Below are 16,056 nucleotides of genomic sequence, written 5' to 3'. Positions count from 1 at the left end.
GCTGAGCGCGGCCCGCGGCCCGCCAGCTCGGAGCGCTCGCGCACCACCCGGGTGGGGAAACACGGGCGTCACACGGGTGGGGTTCACTGGGGGGAGACGCCCGACGGGCGCGGGACGGAGGCGCTGCATGGACCTGAACACGATCCAGCGCGTCCGGGTGGTGCGCGAGCGCTCCGAGCTGGCGGGCCGCGGGCCGCGCTCAGCGGTCATCGGAGGCGGCTCCTGGGTGTTCTCCCTCCCCCACGACCACCTCGACGAGCTCCTCGACCTGCAGGGATTCGCGTGGGAGCCGATCGTGCGCACGGACGCCGGGCTCTCGATCGCGGCGACCTGCACGCTCAGCGAGCTCGCCGCGATGCCCGACGCGGGCGACACCGCCCATCCGCTCTTCTTCCAGTGCTGCACGGCACTGCTGGGCTCCTTCAAGATCTGGAACGTCGCCACTGTCGGCGGCAACATCGCCAACGCCCTGCCCGCAGGACCGATGATCAGCCTCGCCGCCGCGCTCGACGCCACCGCCCTCGTCTGGCGGGCCGACGGCTCGGACGTCGCCGTGCCGGTCGCCGAGCTCGTGACCGGCAACATGACCACTTCCCTGGCCCAGGACGACGTCATCCGCTCGATCGAGATCCCGCTCTTCTCCCTCCGGGCGCGCACCGCGTTCCGCAAGACGGCGCTCTCCCCTCTCGGACGCTCCGGCGCCGTCGTCATCGGCCGCCTCGACACCGACGGCGCGTTCGTGCTCACGATCACCGCGGCGACCGTCCGGCCGGAGCGGCTCCGCTTCGCCGCCGTTCCCTCCTCGGCCGAGCTCGCCGCGGCCGTCGACGGCGTCGCGACCTGGTTCACCGACCCGCACGGAGCCGCCGACTGGCGCCACGCCGTCGTCCGCGTGCTCGCCGAGGAGATCCGCACCGAGCTGGCCGGAGGCGCCCGATGAGGTTCACCGTCAACGGGGAGCCGGTCGACGCCTCCCCCCGCCCCGGCCAGGTGCTGCGCACCCTCCTCCGCGACCACGAGCACTTCGAGGTGAAGAAGGGGTGCGACGCCGGCGACTGCGGCGCCTGCTCCGTCCTCGTCGACGGGACGCCGTTCCACTCCTGCCTCTACCCCGCCCACCGCGTCGAGGGCCGCGAGGTGACGACAGCGGCCGGCCTCGGCACGCCCGAGGAGCCGAGCGCGGTGCAGGAGGCGTTCGTCGAGGCCGGCGCGTTCCAGTGCGGCTTCTGCACGGCCGGCATGGTGGTCACGGCCACGGCGCTCGACGGAGTCCGCGCCGAGGACGTGCCGCGGCTGATGAAGGGCAACCTCTGCCGGTGCACGGGCTACCGCCCCATCCGCGAGGCCGTGACGGGCGCCTGCGCGTCCGGGCACGGCGCGCACGCGGCCGAGCCGTCCGGAGCGGATCGCACGGAGGCCCCGGTCCGCGGACGGCACGCGGCCCCGCCGTCGGGTCTCACCCCCGTCCGCCGCACCGGTCGCCCATCGGCCGAGGAGTCACGGGTCGGCCGCTCGCTCGGCGCGCCCGCCGGCCGGCGGATCGTCCAGGGCCGCGAGCCGTTCACCCTCGACGTCGCCGTGCCCGGCCTGCTGCACGTGAAGGTCGTCCAGAGCCCGCACGCCCACGCGCGCATCCGCTCGATCGACACGACCGCCGCCCGCGCGATGCGGGGCGTCGTCGCGGTCCTCACCGCCGAGGACGTCCCGGACGTCCTCTACTCCACCGCCCGCCACGAGTCCCGGCTCGACGACCCGGACGACACGCGCATGCTCGACACGGTCGTCCGGTTCCGCGGGCAGCGCGTGGCCGTGGTGGTCGCGGAGTCGGTGGCCGAGGCGGAGGCGGCCTGCCGCGCCGTCGAGGTCGACTACGAGGTGCTGCCCGCCGTCTTCGACCCGGAGGAGGCGCGCTCGGCCGGCGCGCCGCTCCTGCACGCCGACAAGGATCCGATCGCCTCGCGCATCGCCCGGCCGGAGGCGAACGTCGTCGCGGAGCTCCACGGAGAGTACGGGGACGTGGCCGCCGGACTCGCGGAGGCCGACGTGGTCGTCGAGGGCCGGTACTCGACCTCCCGGGTCGCGCACACGGCGCTCGAGACCCACGGCACCATCGGCTGGCTCGAGGGCGGAGAGCTGGTGCTGCGGACCTCGACGCAGGTGCCCTTCCTCGTGCGCGACGAGATCGCGCGCCTGTTCGACCGCGATCCGTCGACCGTCCGCGTCTTCACGGCACGGGTGGGCGGCGGCTTCGGCGGCAAGCAGGAGATCCTGACGGAGGACGTCGTCGCCCTCGCCGTGCTCGCCACCGGCCGGCCCGTGCAGTTCGAGTTCACCCGGAGCGACGAGTTCACGATGGCCCCCTGCCGACACCCGATGCGGGTCGGCGTCACGCTCGGCGCCCGGCGCGACGGACGGCTGACCGCCCTCGCCGTGGACGTGCTCTCGGACACCGGCGCCTACGGCAACCACGGACCCGGCGTGATGTTCCACGGCACCTCGGAGTCGGTCGCCGTCTACAGCGCGCCCAGCAAGCGCGTCGACGCGCAGGCCGTCTACACGAACAACCTCCCCTCTGGGGCGTTCCGCGGCTACGGCCTCGGGCAGGTGATCTTCGGCATCGAGTCGGCGATGGACGATCTCGCCCGCGAGCTCGGGATCGACCCGTTCGAGCTGCGGCGGATCAACGCGGTGCGCCCGGGCGAGCCGCTGGTGGTCACGCACGTCGAGGGCGACGACATCGGCTTCGCCTCCTACGGGCTCGACCAGTGCCTCGACCTCACCGAGGCGGCACTGGCCGGCGGCGGCGGCTCCCCCGCCCCCGACGGACCGGGGTGGCGGACAGGGCAGGGCACGGCACTGGCGATGATCGCCACCATCCCACCGCGGGGCCACTTCTCGGAGGCGACCGTCACCGTCGACGCCGAGGGAGTGCTGACCATCGGCGTCGGCACGGCCGAGTTCGGCAACGGGACGACCACCGTGCACACGCAGCTGGTCGCAAGCGCCTTCCGCGCCTCGGCCGACCGGGTGCGGATCCGCCAGTCCGACACGGACGCGGCCCGCTACGACACCGGAGCGTTCGGCAGCGCCGGCACGGTGGTCGCGGGCAAGGCCGTCCACTCGGCCGCGACGCGCCTCCTCGCCGAGCTGCAGGCGCTCGCCAAGCGGCTGACCGGGCACGACGAGACCTTCGAGCCCGACGACGAGGGCCTGCTCGCTCCGGACGGCACCCGGGTCGCGTTCGCCGATCTGGTCCGTGCGGCCGGCGGACCGGTCACCGCGACCGGGAGCGAGGACGGCGCTCAGCGCTCGCTCGCGTTCAACGTCCAGGGCTTCCGCGTCGCGGTGCACGAGCCGACGGGCGAGGTGCGGATCCTGCAGTCGGTCCAGGCGGCCGACGCCGGCTTCGTGATCAACCCGGCGCAGTGCCGCGGGCAGGTCGAGGGCGGAGTGGCGCAGGCGATCGGCTCGGCGCTGTACGAGGAGGTGATCCTCGACGGCGAGGGCACCGTGACCACGGCGATCCTCCGGAACTACCACATCCCGCAGATGGCGGACGTGCCCGAGACCGAGGTGCTCTTCGCGGACACCGCCGACGAGCTCGGGCCGTTCGGCGCGAAGTCGATGAGCGAGGCGCCCTACAACCCGGTCGCCCCCGCACTCGCCAACGCCGTCCGCGATGCGATCGGCGTGCGGCCGACCGAGCTGCCGCTCTCCCGCGACCGGATCTGGCGGCTCCTGCACCCGGACGCCGCCCCGGTCGCGTCCGTCGAGGCGGAGGCGCCGCCCGGTTGAACGACGACGGGCTGAGCGCCGATCGGCTGCCGCAGCTCAGACGCGCGACGCCAGCTCCGTGCTCGCCCGGGCGACCTCGCGGGCGATCGCGTCCTCGTCCGCGTTCACCAGCCGTCCCTCCCGCACCGTCGGGCGACCCTGCACCAGGAGCAGGCTCAGCGGGGGCTGCGCTCCGAGTGCGAGCGCCGCGACCGGGTCCGCGATGCCCGCGTGCTCGATCCCGTCGATCCGCCAGAGCGCGAGGTCGGCGAGCTTGCCGACCTCGATCGAGCCGATCTCGTCCTGCCGGCCGAGCACCCGGGCCCCGCCGATGGTGGCGACCGAGAGCGCCTGCCGGGCGCTCATCCGGTCGGCGCCGGCGCGCAGGCGGTTCATCAGCACCGCGGCGCGGATCTCGGAGCCGAGCTGACCGGACTCGTTCGACGCCGCGCCGTCCACGCCGAGGCCGACCGGGGCTCCCGCAGCCAGCAGCTGCGGGATCGGCGCGATGCCCGCCGCGAGCCGGCCGTTCGAGGACGGGCAGTGCGCGACTCCGGTGCCCGTGGCCGCGAACTTCGCGATCGCGTCGGCGTCGAGGTAGACGCAGTGCGCCATCCAGACGTCATCGCCGAGCCAGCCGAGCGACTCCAGGTGGTCGGTGGGCGAGAGGCCGAACGCCTCCCGCGTGTAGGCGTCCTCCTCCACGGTCTCGGAGCCGTGGGTGTGCAGCCGGACCCCGAGCTGACGGGCGAGGACGGCCGACTCGCGCAGCAGGTCGGTGGTCACCGAGAAGGGCGAGCACGGGGCGATCGCGACCCGCACCATCGCGTCGGCGGAGGCGTCGTGGTACCGCTGGACCGCCTCTCCACTGGCCTGGAGCGCGGCCGCCGTGGTCTCGACGGCGAAGTCCGGCGGGAGGCCGCCCCGGGACTCGCCGAGGTCCATCGACCCGCGGGTCGCGTGCAGCCGGAGGCCGAGGGTGCCGGCCGCGTCGACGATGCCGCCGACGATGTCGCCGGAGCCCCGCGGGAAGACGTAGTGGTGGTCGGCGACCGTGCTGCAGCCGGACCGGGCGAGGACGCCCATCGCGCCGAGGGCGGCGGAGCGGGTCAGGTCGGCGTCGATGCGGGACCAGGCGGGGTAGAGCGCGACGAGCCAGTCGAAGAGGATCGAGTCCTGCGCCCAGCCGCGGGTGAGCCACTGGTAGAGGTGGTGGTGCGTGTTGACGAGCCCGGGAGTGAGCAGGTGGCCGCGGCCGTCGACCCGCGTGAGCGCGATCGCCTCCTGCGCCGGCAGGCCCGTCGGGGACCGTCCGTCGAGGGCCCACGCCGGAGGGTCGCCGGCTCCGACGGCGACGATGCGGGAGTCGTCGACGACGACGTGGCCGACGGGGTGCTCGGTCCCGTGCGCGTCGACGGTGGCGACGTGGGCTCCGGTGAGGACGTGGCGCTGCATGCCCCGAGCATGGCAGCGCGGTGTTTCGCGGCCGTTTCCCGCCGGAGTGCGAGCAGGCCGGCGCGATCACGACGGCGCGCCGTCAGGGGAGGACGTGCGGCTCAGCGCGCCGCGTGGATCGGGCCCGAGCGCCCCGCGAGCGGCTCCCCGGACGTCCCCGTGCGCGCGGCGAGGACCTCCGCGAGGATCGACACGGCCGTCTCCTCCGGCGTCGACGCGCCGATGTCCAGGCCGATCGGCGAGTGCAGGCGGGCGAGCGTCTCCTCCGTCACTCCCGCCTCGCGCAGCAGCCGCAGCCGCCGCTCATGGGCGCGCCGCGACCCCATCGCGCCGACGTAGGCGACCGGGAGCGCGAGCGCGGTCTCGAGCAGCGGGATGTCGAACTTCTCGTCGTGCGTGAGCACCGCGATCACGGTGCGCGAGTCGACCTCGGCGCGGGCGAGGTGGTCGGACGGCCACTCGACGAGGACCTCGTCGGCGCCGGGGAAGCGCTCGGCGGTCGCGAACACCGGACGCGCGTCGCAGACGGTCACGCGGTAGCCGAGCAGGGCGCCGGCGGAGCAGAGCGCGGCGGAGAAGTCGACGGCGCCGTAGATCAGCAGGCGCGGCCGCTCGGCGTGCACGACGTAGGCGATCTCGAGCTCGGCACCTCGGCAGGCGGTCTCGACCGTGGCCGAGCGGCCGGAGGCCAGGCGCGCCTCGCGCTCGGCGAGGATGCGGCGGGCGGTGTCCTCGTCCAGGTGCGGGCCGACGACGTCCTGGAGGCGCGTCGCTCCGGTGAGCACGAGGCCGATCAGCTCCTCCGGGCCGCCGACGACGATCGCCAGCGCGGCCGAGCGGCCGGCGCGGGCGGCGCGCAGCTCGGCGAGGACCGCGGTGGAGCCGGAGTCGACGACCTGGCCGAACACGCGCAGCTGCCCCCCGCAGGACAGGCCGGCGGCGAAGGCCGCCTCGTCGTCGAAGCCGAAGTGCTCGGACGCGCTGCCCGAGGTGCCGAGCACCTCCTGGGCCAGCGCGTACGCCTGCGCCTCGACGCAGCCGCCGGAGATCGAGCCGATCGCCCGCCCCTCCGCGTCCACCGCCATCGAGGAGCCGAGAGCGCGGGGAGCCGAGCCGAAGACGTGCGTGACCGTGACGACCGCGACGCTCCCGCCCCCCTCGACGCGCTCGAGCAGGGGGGCGGCGATGTCGAGCACGACGGCCTCCTCTTCTCGGACGGGAGGCGACGGCGCCGGGGCTGCGGGGAGGCCGGGCGGAGCCGCCGACGGGCGCTCACACGCAGGAAACATGCCGAGTATAGGGTCGATCCATGCCTGACGACGCTCCCTTCCTCGACCTCGTGATCCGCGCCTCCGACGTGCTGACCGAGAACGGCCGGCGTCCGGCCAGCATCGCGATCGCCGAGGGCCTGATCGTCGCGGTCGGCGAGCGGGACGCCCCCTGGCGGACCACGGAGGAGATCGTCCTCCCCGAGGGCCAGGTCCTGATCCCGGGGATCGTCGACACCCACGTGCACGTCAACGAGCCGGGCCGCACGGAGTGGGAGGGCTTCGCCTCCGCCACCCGCGCCGCCGCCGCCGGGGGCGTCACCACGATCATCGACATGCCGCTGAACTCGATCCCGCCGACCACCACGGTGGCGGGGCTCGAGGCCAAGCGCGCGGCCGCCGGGCCGCAGGCGCAGGTGGACGTCGGCTTCTGGGGCGGGGCGATCCCCTCGAACCTCGGCACGCTGCGCGAGCTCCACGACGCGGGCGTCTTCGGCTTCAAGTGCTTCCTCTCGCCGAGCGGCGTGGACGAGTTCCCGCACCTGAGCCGGGAGCAGCTCGTCGAGGCGATGCGCGAGATCGCCGCCTTCGACGGACTGCTGATCGTGCACGCCGAGGACCCGGCCGAGCTGGAGGCGAGCGCGCTGGAGCCCGGCGCCTCCTACGGCGCGTTCGTCGACTCCCGCCCGCCCGCCTCCGAGCGCAGCGCGATCCTGCACGTGATCGAGGCCGTCCGCGAGACCGGCTGCCGCGCGCACATCCTGCACCTCTCCTCCGCCGACGCGCTGCCGCTCCTGCGCGAGGCCAAGGCCGAGGGGCTGCCGATCACAGCCGAGACCTGCCCGCACTACCTCACCTTCGACGCCGGCTCGATCCCCGACGGCGGCACACAGTTCAAGTGCTGCCCGCCGATCCGCGACGAGCGCAACCGCGAGCTGCTCTGGAAGGGGCTGCTCGACGGGACGATCGACATCATCGCCTCGGACCACTCCCCCGCCACCGCCGAGCTGAAGCTCCCCGCCGGCGGCGACTTCGGCGTCGCCTGGGGCGGGATCTCGGGACTCGAGCTGAGCTTCCGCGCGGTCTGGACCGGGGCCCGCGAGCGGGGCATCCCGCTCGAGCAGGTCGTCGCCTGGATGTCCACGGCGACCGCCGCGTTCGCCGGGCTCGGCCAGAAGGGCCTGCTGCACGCGGGGTCCGACGCCGACCTGGTCGCGTTCGACCCGGAGGCGCAGTGGCGCGTGGACGTCGACGCCCTCTCGCACCGGAACCCCGTCTCGGCCTACGAGGGCCGCGTCCTCCGCGGCGCCGTCGCCGCCACCTGGGTGGGCGGCCGACGCGTCACCGCCGAGACGGTGCCGCCCGCCGGGCGCCTCCTCACCCGCCCCTGACCTCGATCCGCCGATTCCCCGCCTCCCTGACGACACCTCGGGGAGCTCGACCGCTCACGCCGAGCGCCGCCGTGTCATCGGCAGGTTTCGAGCGTGTGAACGGAGGCGGGTCGGAGCCGCGGAGCGGGCGGATCGCACAAGACTCGGAGTCCCGGCGGCGGCTCCTCGGGATGCTCCGCCAGTGCGCGGAGCCCCCGGCAGGCGCGAGGCTGGCAGACGGGCTCGCAGGAGCCGCGAGCAGGACGGTCACCACCGCGTGACCGGGCCCGGCCGCACGGAACGGACAGGAGCGGACATGTCGATCATCCTCGGGGACCACCAGTACGGGAAGGCCGAGAACCGCGTCGTGCGGATCTACCGCGAGACCCCGCGGCACGAGATCCACGACGTCAACATCTCCACGGCCCTCCGCGGCGACTTCGAGGCCGCGCACCGAGAGGGCGACCAGTCGGCCGTCCTGCCCACGGACACGCAGAAGCAGACGGCGTACGCCTTCGCCAAGGAGAAGGGCCTGCGCTCGATCGAGCCCTACGGCCTCGAGCTGGCCCGCCACTTCGTCGACGGCTACGAGCCCGTCCACGGCGCCCGCATCGAGATCGAGGAGTTCGCCTGGGAGCGCGTGCTGGTGGACGGGCGCGAGCACGACCACACCTGGGTCCGGAAGGGCCAGGAGACGCGGATCGCGTCGGTCACGGTCGAGGGCTCGGGTGACGAGCGGCGGATCTGGATCACCGGCGGCTTCAAGGACCTCACGATCCTGAAGTCCACGGGGAGCGAGTTCCACAGCTTCCTCACCGACCCGTACACGGTCCTCCAGCCGACGCACGACCGGGTGATGGCGACCTCGCTGGTCGCGAAGTGGCGCTTCGCCCTGAGCGAGGACGAGATCGCGGCAATGGACTGGGAGGCGGTCTACGCGGGCGTCAAGGCGCTCATGACGAGCCGCTTCGCGACCGTGCACTCCCTCGCCCTCCAGCAGACGCTCTTCGAGATGGGGAAGGCGGTCCTGGAGGAGTACCCGCAGATCGTCGAGATCCGTCTCTCCGCGCCGAACAAGCACCACTTCGTCTACGACCTCTCGCCCTTCGGCGTCGAGAACGACAACGAGGTCTTCCACGCCGCCGACCGCCCCTACGGGCTGATCCAGGCGAGCGTCACCCGCGACGACGCGCCCCCCGCGGGATCCGCCTGGACCGCCTACACGGGCCTGGTGTGACCGGCACCGGGGGCGTCCACCGGGGGCACGTGCTGCACGTCGCCGGGGGTGCGACGCTCGCGACCGCGCGGGAGTCGCTGGTGTCGATCCCGGACGGCGCTCTCGCCGTGGACGAGGACGGCACGATCGCCTGGGTCGGTCCGTACCGCGAGCTGCCGGACCGCTTCGCTCTCCTGCCGGTCTCCGGCGACGCCGCGTCGATCCTGCTGCCCGGCTTCGTCGACGCGCACGTGCACTTCCCCCAGACGTTCTCGACCGACGGCTTCGGCGGCGGCCAGCTGCTCGAGTGGCTCGACCGGACGGTGTTCCCGGCGGAGGCGCGGCTCGCCGACCCGGAGTTCGCCGACGTCGTCGCGCGCGCCTTCACCCGGCGGCGGGTGGCCGCGGGCACGACCGCCGCGATGGTCTTCGGCTCCGCGTTCCCGGCCGCGCAGGACGCCCTCTTCGAGCGCAGCCGCGAGGCGGGGCTGCGGATCGTGTCGGGGCGCGGCATCCAGACCACGGGCCCGGTCTCGGCGGCTCCCCTGATCACCTCCGAGGAGGAGGCGCTGACGCTCGCGTCGGAGGAGATCGACCGCTGGCACGGGAGGGACCCGCTCCTGCAGGTCGCGCTCGTCCCGCGGTTCTCGCTGTCCGTCACTCCCCGGACCCTCGGAGCGCTCGGCGACCTCTACGACGACGTCCGCGGACGCGGCGTCTACGTGCACAGCCACCTCAACGAGAACGACCGGCCCGGCGACGGCGAGATCGCCGCCGTGCTCGGCTCGTACGGCACCCGCAGCTACCTCGACACCTACGACGGGCTCTTCCTCCCCGGCTCCGCGCGCGGAGGCTCCTCCCTCCTCGGGCCGCGCACGATCCTCGCCCACGCCGTGCACTGCCAGGACGCGGAGCTGCACCGGATGGAGGAGACCGGCACCTCGATCGCCCACTGCCCGACCTCGCAGCAGTTCCTCGGCTCCGGCACCATGCCCTGGCGCCGGACCGTCGCCTCGGGGGTCACCGTCGCCCTCGGCACGGACGTGGGCGCGGGCGACGAGTGGCTGCTGGCGCGAGTGGCGAACGACGCCTTCAAGGTGCACCTCTCGGAGCCCGGCGACGCGGCCGTCGCCCTGCATCCGGCCGAGCTCCTGTTCACGGCGACGCTCGCCGGCGCGCGGGCGCTCGACCAGGAGGACCGGTTCGGCAGCCTCGACCCCGGGAAGGACGCGGACTTCCTCCGCATCGAGCCCGACCGGTGGGAGCCGCTCGCCGACGTCCTCGCCCACGGGATCCGCGCGGACGACGAGGAGGAGGCGACGGCCCAGCTGCTCTTCGCCCTGCTGATGACCCTGCGCGAGCCGGCGATCGCCGCGGTGCACGTCCGGGGCAGGCGGATCGCGCCTCCGGAGTGACGGGGCCGGCCCGGGCGGCGCGGTGCGGACCGCGCGCACTCGGCCGTCAGCGCAGGCGTAGCGCCAGGAACAGGTCGGCGCGGTCCGCGGTGTCCGACAGGTCGCGCTGCGTCAGCTCCTCCACCCTCGCGATGCGGTACCGCACCGTGTTCAGGTGCAGGTGCGTCTGCTCCGCCGTGCGCACCCACGAGCCGCCGCAGTCGAGGAACGCCGCGAGCGTGGCGACCAGCTGCGAGCCGTAGCGCGCGTCGTGCTCGACGAGCCGCCCGAGCACCAGCTCGACGAACACCGAGCGCAGGTGGTCGGGGACCGCGGTCAGCAGCTGCACGGCGGAGGTGACCTCCCCGGAGTCGCTGACCCGCACCGGAGCGTCGTCGCCCGGAGAGCCCGGCAGCAGCATCCCGTAGCGTGCCGAGCGGAGGGCGCCGCCGAGCGCGGGCAGCGGAGTCGCGGCGCTCGTCCCGACGCGCAGCACGGCGCCCGGCCACGCGGCTCCCGCTCGTCGCAGCGCCGAGGTGACGACGGCGAGCGGATCCGCGCCGGTGGGGATCGCATCGGTCGCCTCGGTGTGCAGCACCGCCACCGCGCAGCCCTGGGCGTCGCGTCCGACCACGGCGCGGCCCAGGTGCGCGGCGGCGTCGACCAGGACACGGCGCGCCAGGTCCGGGGGCGCGTCGCCCTCGAACTCGGCGGCGACCACGGCGCACCGCCCGGCGCCGCCGAGTCCGAGCTGCCGCAGGTACACCGCGGCCTCGGGCTGCTCGCTGTCCTCCTCCACGAGCTCGAGCAGGCGGTCGGCGAGAGCGGAGTCGGCCGAGAGCGCCGCCTCCCGCTGCAGCCGGTAGACCCCCACGACTCCGGCGAGCTCGGTCACGGCGTCCAGCACTGCGGCGGGCCAGTCGTTCCAGTCGCCCCCGACGACGACCAGCCAGGAGGTGGCGCGGTGCTCGCCCGCTCCGGCGACGGTGAGGGCCGACAGGGCGCCGCCGCGGGCGTCCGCGACCACGACCGGGCTGCGCCGGGCCGTGAGCGCCGCGTGCACGACCCGCTCGATCTCCCCCAGCCCCAGGGGCGAGGCGGAGGCCGCGGTCCGGCCGGTGGCGGTCAGCACCGACACGGGGAGTCCGAGCTCGCGCGAGGTGCGCGTGACGAGCTCGTCGAGCTGCTGCCCCCGGTAGACCTCCGTCAGCAGCTCCCGCTGGCGGGCGAGGGCGGCCGTCAGCCGGGCCACGCGGTCGCCGGCGAGAGCGTTCGACAGGTGCGCCGTGATCGCGCCGAACGACACATCGGCCGGCACGGCGATCAGCGGGACGTCGTGCTCGCGGCAGGCGACGACGAGGTCGTCCGGCACGAAGCCCAGCAGCCCCTCGCCGGCGAGCAGAGCGCTGGCACCCGAGTCCGCGACCGCGGCGACGAAGGCCGCGCTGTCCTGGGCGTCCCGACGCCAGACCAGACCGGTCAGCACCAGCTGGTCGCGCGAGATGTAGCGGCGCGGGTCGAGGAGATCGGTCGTGAAGATGCCGTCGACCGGCCGGGCGAGCGCTCCGTCGCCGGCGACCAGCACGCGCAGCCGCAACTGCGGCGCGTCGAGGACGTCCTGCAGCTGCATCAGCTGCCCCGGTAGGTCGAGTAGGCGAAGGGGCTGAGCAGGAGCGGGATGTGGAAGTGCGCCTCCTCGTCGTCGAGGCGGAAGGCGACGACGACCTCGGGGTAGAACGACTCGGTGCCCGAGGCGGCGAACCAGGCGCCGGTGTCGAAGACGACCCGGTGCACCCCGGCGGCCAGGCGCTCCGGCCCGAAGGCCGCCACGCGGCCGTCGTCGTCGGTGCGGGCCTCGGCGAGGCGCTCCCAGCCGGAGCCGGCACGGGCGTCGAGAGCCACCGGGACCCCGCGCGCGGGGCGGCCGCGGACGGCGTCGAGCACGTGGGTGGTGACGCGGCTGGCGTGCCCGCTCATCGTGCGGCCTCCGCCCGGACGAGGCGCCCGTCGTCGAGGCCGCGGACCCGCAGCACCGTGATCTCCCGCAGCTGCTCCGCGACGATGCGGGCCTCCGTCTCGTCGTCGAGCCCGAGTCTCCGCTCCAGCTCCGCGACGACCTCGGCCCGGTCGCGGCCGGCCGCGCGGAGGAGGAACACGCGCCCGAACCGCTCCTCGTAGGCGCGGTTGCCGGCCAGCAGCCGCCGGGTCAGCTCCTCGTCGCCCGTGCGGCTCGCCGCCTGCTCCGCGGCCGAGAACGCGGAGGAGCGCCCCGCACCCGCGTGCCGCTCCCCGATCCGCGGGTGGTCGGCCAGCGCCGCCTCCACCTCCTCCTCGGTGAGCGTGCGCGCGGCCCGCTCGGCCGCGTCGGCGAGCGCGTCGGCCGACGGGTAGGGCGCGCCGGAGGCGACCTCGTCGGCCCAGCGGGGGACGGCGAGGCACGCGAGCAGCACGTCGCGGGCGGTCTCGGATCGGGTGTCGGTCATGCGGTCTCCTTCGTCCGGCGGAGCAGGGGCTCGGCCTGCGGCACGATGGTCGGATGGATCTGGTCGGGAGTCGGGACCTCGTCGGGCTGGTGCTCGCGGCGGGTGCGGGGCGCCGGGCGGGCGGCCCGAAGGCGCTGCGGTGCGACGCGGCGGGAGTTCCCTGGGTGGAGCGAGCCGTCGAGAGGCTCCGCGCGGTGGGCTGCGAGCGGGTGCTCGTGGTCCTGGGCGCGGAGGCCGGACGGGCGCGCCTCCTGGTGCCGCCGTCCGCGGACGTGGTCGTCGCGGCGGAGTGGGAGAGCGGCCTCTCGGCGTCGCTCCGCGCGGGTCTCGCCGCGGCCGAGGGCGTCGCCGCGCTGGTCGCCCTGGTCGACCTGCCCGAGGAGCCGCCGAGCGTGGGGGCCCGGCTGCTCGCGGAGGCGCCGGTCGCGCCGGACGTGCTCGCCCGCGCGGTCTTCCGCGGTCGGCCCGGTCATCCGGTGCTGCTGGGACGGGACCACTGGCCGGAGCTCCTCGAGGGCGTGCACGGCGACTCCGGCGCGCGCGACCTGCTCCGCGCGAGGGGCGCGCGCGGGGTGGAGTGCGGCGATCTGTGGTCGGGAGCCGACCGCGACGGGCCGGACTGAGCGGTTCACGCCAGGCCCGCGTCGTCGAGGGCGGCGGCCAGCGCCCGCCAGGCCAGCGTCGCGCAGACGGAGCGGACAGGGTTGCCCGCCACCGCGAGCAGCGCCTGCTCCTCGCCGGCGAGTGCACCCTCCCGGTGCGCCATCGCCGCGAGGAACGCGTCGATCCGCTCCCGCATGTCCGACGCCGGCAGCCCGTCGAGACCGTCCGCGAGCAGCGACGCGGATCCCCGCGAGACCTCGCACCCCCGCCCGCTCCAGGCGAGGCGCACCTGCTCCGCGCCGCCGTCGACGCGCAGCTCGATCCGGTCGCCGCAGGTGGGGGTGATCAGCTCGGCCCGGCCGAGGGCCGGAGTCGGGTCGGCCTGCCCGACGGGGTCCTTGGCGTGCGCGCGGATCAGCTCCGCCGCCTCGCTCACGGCCGGTCCTCCAGCTCGGCGAGCTCCGCGTAGGCCGTGCTGATCCCGGCGATCCGCTCGCGCGACTCCCTCGGGGACGCGCCGAGCACTCCGGACGCCACGAGCGCGACCGCGCTCATCGCCGCCGCGTAGCTGTCCAGCGCCGTGCCGCTGTCGACCGGGCACTCCAGCCAGACCGCCGCGTGCTCCGCGTAGCGCCGGGCGGGCGGATCCGCGAGGAGCACCACGGGCACCTCGCGCGCGGCGAGCGTCCCGATCAGGGCCGCGAAAGAGGCGGGGCGGCGGCGGAAGCCGACCAGCACCACGACGTCCTCGGCTCCGAGCCCCTCGAGCTCCTCACCGAGCGACTGGCCGGGCTGCGGGGCGATCCGGACGCTTCCGCGCGCCTGCGCGAGCTGCTGGCGCAGGTGCAGCGCCACCGGGTAGCTGTTGCGCAGTCCGATCACGACGACCTCGCGCGCTCCCGCGATCAGCCGCACCGCCTCCTCCAGCCGCCCGTCGCCGAACGCGGCGGCCAGCCGGGCCAGGTTCGCCCGCTCGCTCTCGAGGTGCGCGGCGAGCGGATCCCCCTGTCCCTGCGCGGGACCGACCGGCACACCGGAGGACCGCAGCGCCCGGGCGTGCTCGCGCACCTCCTGCGAGTTCGAGAACCCCAGGCGGCGGAACAGCCGCGAGACCGTGGCCTTGGACACTCCGCTGTGCTGGGCGAGCTCGGTCGCCGTGTAGACGGCCAGGTCGCCGAGGTGGTCGAGGATGAAGTCGGCCGCCCGCTGCTCCTGCCGCGACAGCGCGGCGTAGCCGGCATCGATGCGGTGACCGATGCTCGTCGAAGGGGCCGGGGCGGGGGTCACGCGGTCTGCGTCCCGTCGGCGAGCGCCAGCACGGCCGCCTCGAACGCGTCGAGCGCGGTCGCGACGTCGGCCTCGGTCACGTTCTCGTCCGGGTGGTGGCTGACGCCGCCCTCGCAGCGGAGGAAGAGCATCGCGTACTCGGCGAGGTCGGCGACCGCCATCGCGTCGTGGCCGGCCTTGGAGAACAGCACCATCGGCTCCGCGTCCCCGGTCGCCCGGATGCCCGCGCGCACGACGTCCTGCAGCCGAGAGGAGGCGACGACCGCGGGGGCCGAATGGGTCTCCTCCACCGTCAGCGCGAGACGGCGGCGCGACGCCGACTCCGACATCGCGTGCTCGATGGCGTCCCACGCCGCGTCGCGCTGGGCGTCGGTCTCGGCGCGGAGGTCGAGGCTGAACTCGACCCGGCCGGGGATGACGTTGACCGCGCCCGGGAAGGTCTCGAGCCGGCCGACCGTGGCGATCACGCCCTGCTCCCGCGCGATGCGCTCCACCGCGAGCACGGCCTCGGCCGCCCCGGTGAGCGCGTCGCGGCGGCGGTCGAGCGGAACTCCGCCCGCGTGCCCGGCCTTGCCGGTGAGGGTGAGTGCGAAGCGGCGGGCGCCCGCTATCGAGGAGACCACGGCGAGGGCGCGGTCCGCCTCCTCCAGGTAGGGGCCCTGCTCGATGTGCGCCTCGAGGTAGGCGAGAACGTCCTGCGCGTCGCGCGCGGCGGTGCGGATGCGCGAGGGGTCCAGCCCGAACTCGTGGAACGCCTCGACGAGCGTCGTCCCGTCGGCGTCCTCGAGCTCCCACCAGTGCTCGTCCCAGGTGCCGGCGAGGGCGCGGGAGCCGAGGAGCGCTGTGCCGAAGCGGGTGCCCTCCTCGTCGCCGAACGCGACGACCTCGACGGCGAACGGCAGGCGCCGGCCCGCCCCCTGCAGGCGCGACACCACGGCGATCGCGAGCATCACGCCGAGGATCCCGTCGTAGCGGCCCGCGTCGGGCACCGTGTCGAGGTGCGAGCCGAGCAGGAGCGCCGGGAGTCCCGGAGTCGCGCCCTCGTAGCGGCCGCACTGGTTGCCGGCCGCGTCCTGCCAGGTGCGCATGCCCGCCTCGGTCATCCAACGCGCGGCCATCGCGCTGCTGGCGGCCCGCTACGGGATGGACCCGGCTCACGCCTACGCCTACCTCAGCGCGGCGACCGACTTCGACATCTCGCAGGTC

14 protein-coding genes are annotated in these 16,056 nt (G+C 75.0%); 6 read left to right on the top strand and 8 right to left on the bottom strand.

Annotated elements, in window-relative coordinates:
- Window positions 1–127: 127 nt before the first annotated feature.
- Window positions 128–940, top strand: a complete 813-nt coding sequence (locus tag C5C74_RS15240; protein ID WP_104319954.1) for an FAD binding domain-containing protein — start codon at window positions 128–130, stop codon at window positions 938–940.
- Window positions 937–3,795 (top strand): molybdopterin cofactor-binding domain-containing protein, encoded by a 2,859-nt coding sequence (locus tag C5C74_RS15235; protein ID WP_104351832.1) that lies wholly within the window; start codon window positions 937–939, stop codon window positions 3,793–3,795. Before C5C74_RS15240 ends, C5C74_RS15235 begins: the two co-directional genes overlap by 4 nt.
- Window positions 3,796–3,831: 36 nt before the next feature.
- On the opposite strand, the gene C5C74_RS15230 is transcribed toward C5C74_RS15235, so the two are convergent.
- Entirely contained in the window at window positions 3,832–5,229 is a 1,398-nt protein-coding gene (locus C5C74_RS15230; protein WP_104351831.1) for an 8-oxoguanine deaminase, read from the bottom strand.
- 101 nt (window positions 5,230–5,330) lie between these two features.
- A complete protein-coding gene (locus tag C5C74_RS15225) occupies window positions 5,331–6,425 on the bottom strand; it encodes an XdhC family protein (RefSeq protein ID WP_219813491.1) in 1,095 nt (364 codons plus the stop codon).
- Between the two features lie 113 nt (window positions 6,426–6,538).
- Here C5C74_RS15225 and allB point away from each other — a divergent pair, with 113 nt between their 5' ends.
- The 3 genes from allB to C5C74_RS15210 all read left to right on the top strand — a co-directional run bounded on the left by allB (window position 6,539) and on the right by C5C74_RS15210 (window position 10,498).
- A complete protein-coding gene (allB, locus tag C5C74_RS15220; RefSeq protein ID WP_104351829.1) occupies window positions 6,539–7,888 on the top strand; it encodes an allantoinase AllB in 1,350 nt (449 codons plus the stop codon).
- Between the two features lie 295 nt (window positions 7,889–8,183).
- Window positions 8,184–9,104 carry a factor-independent urate hydroxylase gene (pucL, locus tag C5C74_RS15215; RefSeq protein ID WP_104328099.1) on the top strand — a complete coding sequence of 307 codons (921 nt, stop codon included), beginning with the start codon at window positions 8,184–8,186 and terminating at the stop codon, window positions 9,102–9,104.
- Window positions 9,101–10,498 carry an amidohydrolase family protein gene (locus C5C74_RS15210; RefSeq protein ID WP_104351828.1) on the top strand — a complete coding sequence of 466 codons (1,398 nt, stop codon included), beginning with the start codon at window positions 9,101–9,103 and terminating at the stop codon, window positions 10,496–10,498. The genes pucL and C5C74_RS15210 overlap by 4 nt, the downstream gene beginning before the upstream one ends.
- A 46-nt stretch (window positions 10,499–10,544) precedes the next feature.
- Here C5C74_RS15210 and C5C74_RS15205 read toward each other — a convergent pair whose 3' ends face one another.
- Genes C5C74_RS15205 through uraD form a run of 3 tightly spaced genes read right to left on the bottom strand, consistent with a single transcriptional unit; the run spans window position 10,545 to window position 12,960 of the window.
- A complete protein-coding gene (locus C5C74_RS15205; protein WP_104351827.1) occupies window positions 10,545–12,107 on the bottom strand; it encodes a PucR family transcriptional regulator in 1,563 nt (520 codons plus the stop codon).
- Window positions 12,107–12,454: a hydroxyisourate hydrolase gene (gene uraH, locus C5C74_RS15200; RefSeq protein WP_104239680.1), complete on the bottom strand. Its 348-nt coding sequence runs from the start codon at window positions 12,452–12,454 to the stop codon at window positions 12,107–12,109. Before uraH ends, C5C74_RS15205 begins: the two co-directional genes overlap by 1 nt.
- Window positions 12,451–12,960 carry a 2-oxo-4-hydroxy-4-carboxy-5-ureidoimidazoline decarboxylase gene (gene uraD / locus C5C74_RS15195; RefSeq protein WP_104234584.1) on the bottom strand — a complete coding sequence of 170 codons (510 nt, stop codon included), beginning with the start codon at window positions 12,958–12,960 and terminating at the stop codon, window positions 12,451–12,453. Before uraD ends, uraH begins: the two co-directional genes overlap by 4 nt.
- A gap of 53 nt (window positions 12,961–13,013) precedes the next feature.
- On the opposite strand from uraD, the gene C5C74_RS15190 reads away from it, so the two are divergent.
- Window positions 13,014–13,583 (top strand): NTP transferase domain-containing protein, encoded by a 570-nt coding sequence (locus C5C74_RS15190; RefSeq protein WP_104234583.1) that lies wholly within the window; start codon window positions 13,014–13,016, stop codon window positions 13,581–13,583.
- Between the two features lie 5 nt (window positions 13,584–13,588).
- On the opposite strand, the gene C5C74_RS15185 is transcribed toward C5C74_RS15190, so the two are convergent.
- From C5C74_RS15185 to C5C74_RS15175, 3 genes are read right to left on the bottom strand one after another with little or no spacing between them, the layout of a single operon-like run.
- Window positions 13,589–13,999, bottom strand: coding sequence for an iron-sulfur cluster assembly scaffold protein (locus C5C74_RS15185; protein WP_104223491.1), 411 nt, complete (start codon window positions 13,997–13,999; stop codon window positions 13,589–13,591).
- Complete coding sequence (locus tag C5C74_RS15180) at window positions 13,996–14,850, bottom strand: MurR/RpiR family transcriptional regulator (RefSeq protein WP_219812920.1); 855 nt, start codon at window positions 14,848–14,850, stop codon at window positions 13,996–13,998. Before C5C74_RS15180 ends, C5C74_RS15185 begins: the two co-directional genes overlap by 4 nt.
- The gene (locus C5C74_RS15175) at window positions 14,847–15,938 is read right to left on the bottom strand and encodes an allantoate amidohydrolase (protein ID WP_258064201.1); all 1,092 of its coding nucleotides are present in this window, start codon (window positions 15,936–15,938) and stop codon (window positions 14,847–14,849) included. The genes C5C74_RS15180 and C5C74_RS15175 overlap by 4 nt, the downstream gene beginning before the upstream one ends.
- Window positions 15,939–16,056: the final 118 nt, after the last annotated feature.

Origin of the sequence: Rathayibacter sp. AY1E8, from assembly GCF_002931415.1 — a bacterium.
Classification (GTDB): domain Bacteria; phylum Actinomycetota; class Actinomycetes; order Actinomycetales; family Microbacteriaceae; genus Rathayibacter.
This window is presented reverse-complemented; position numbering and strand designations above follow the sequence as displayed.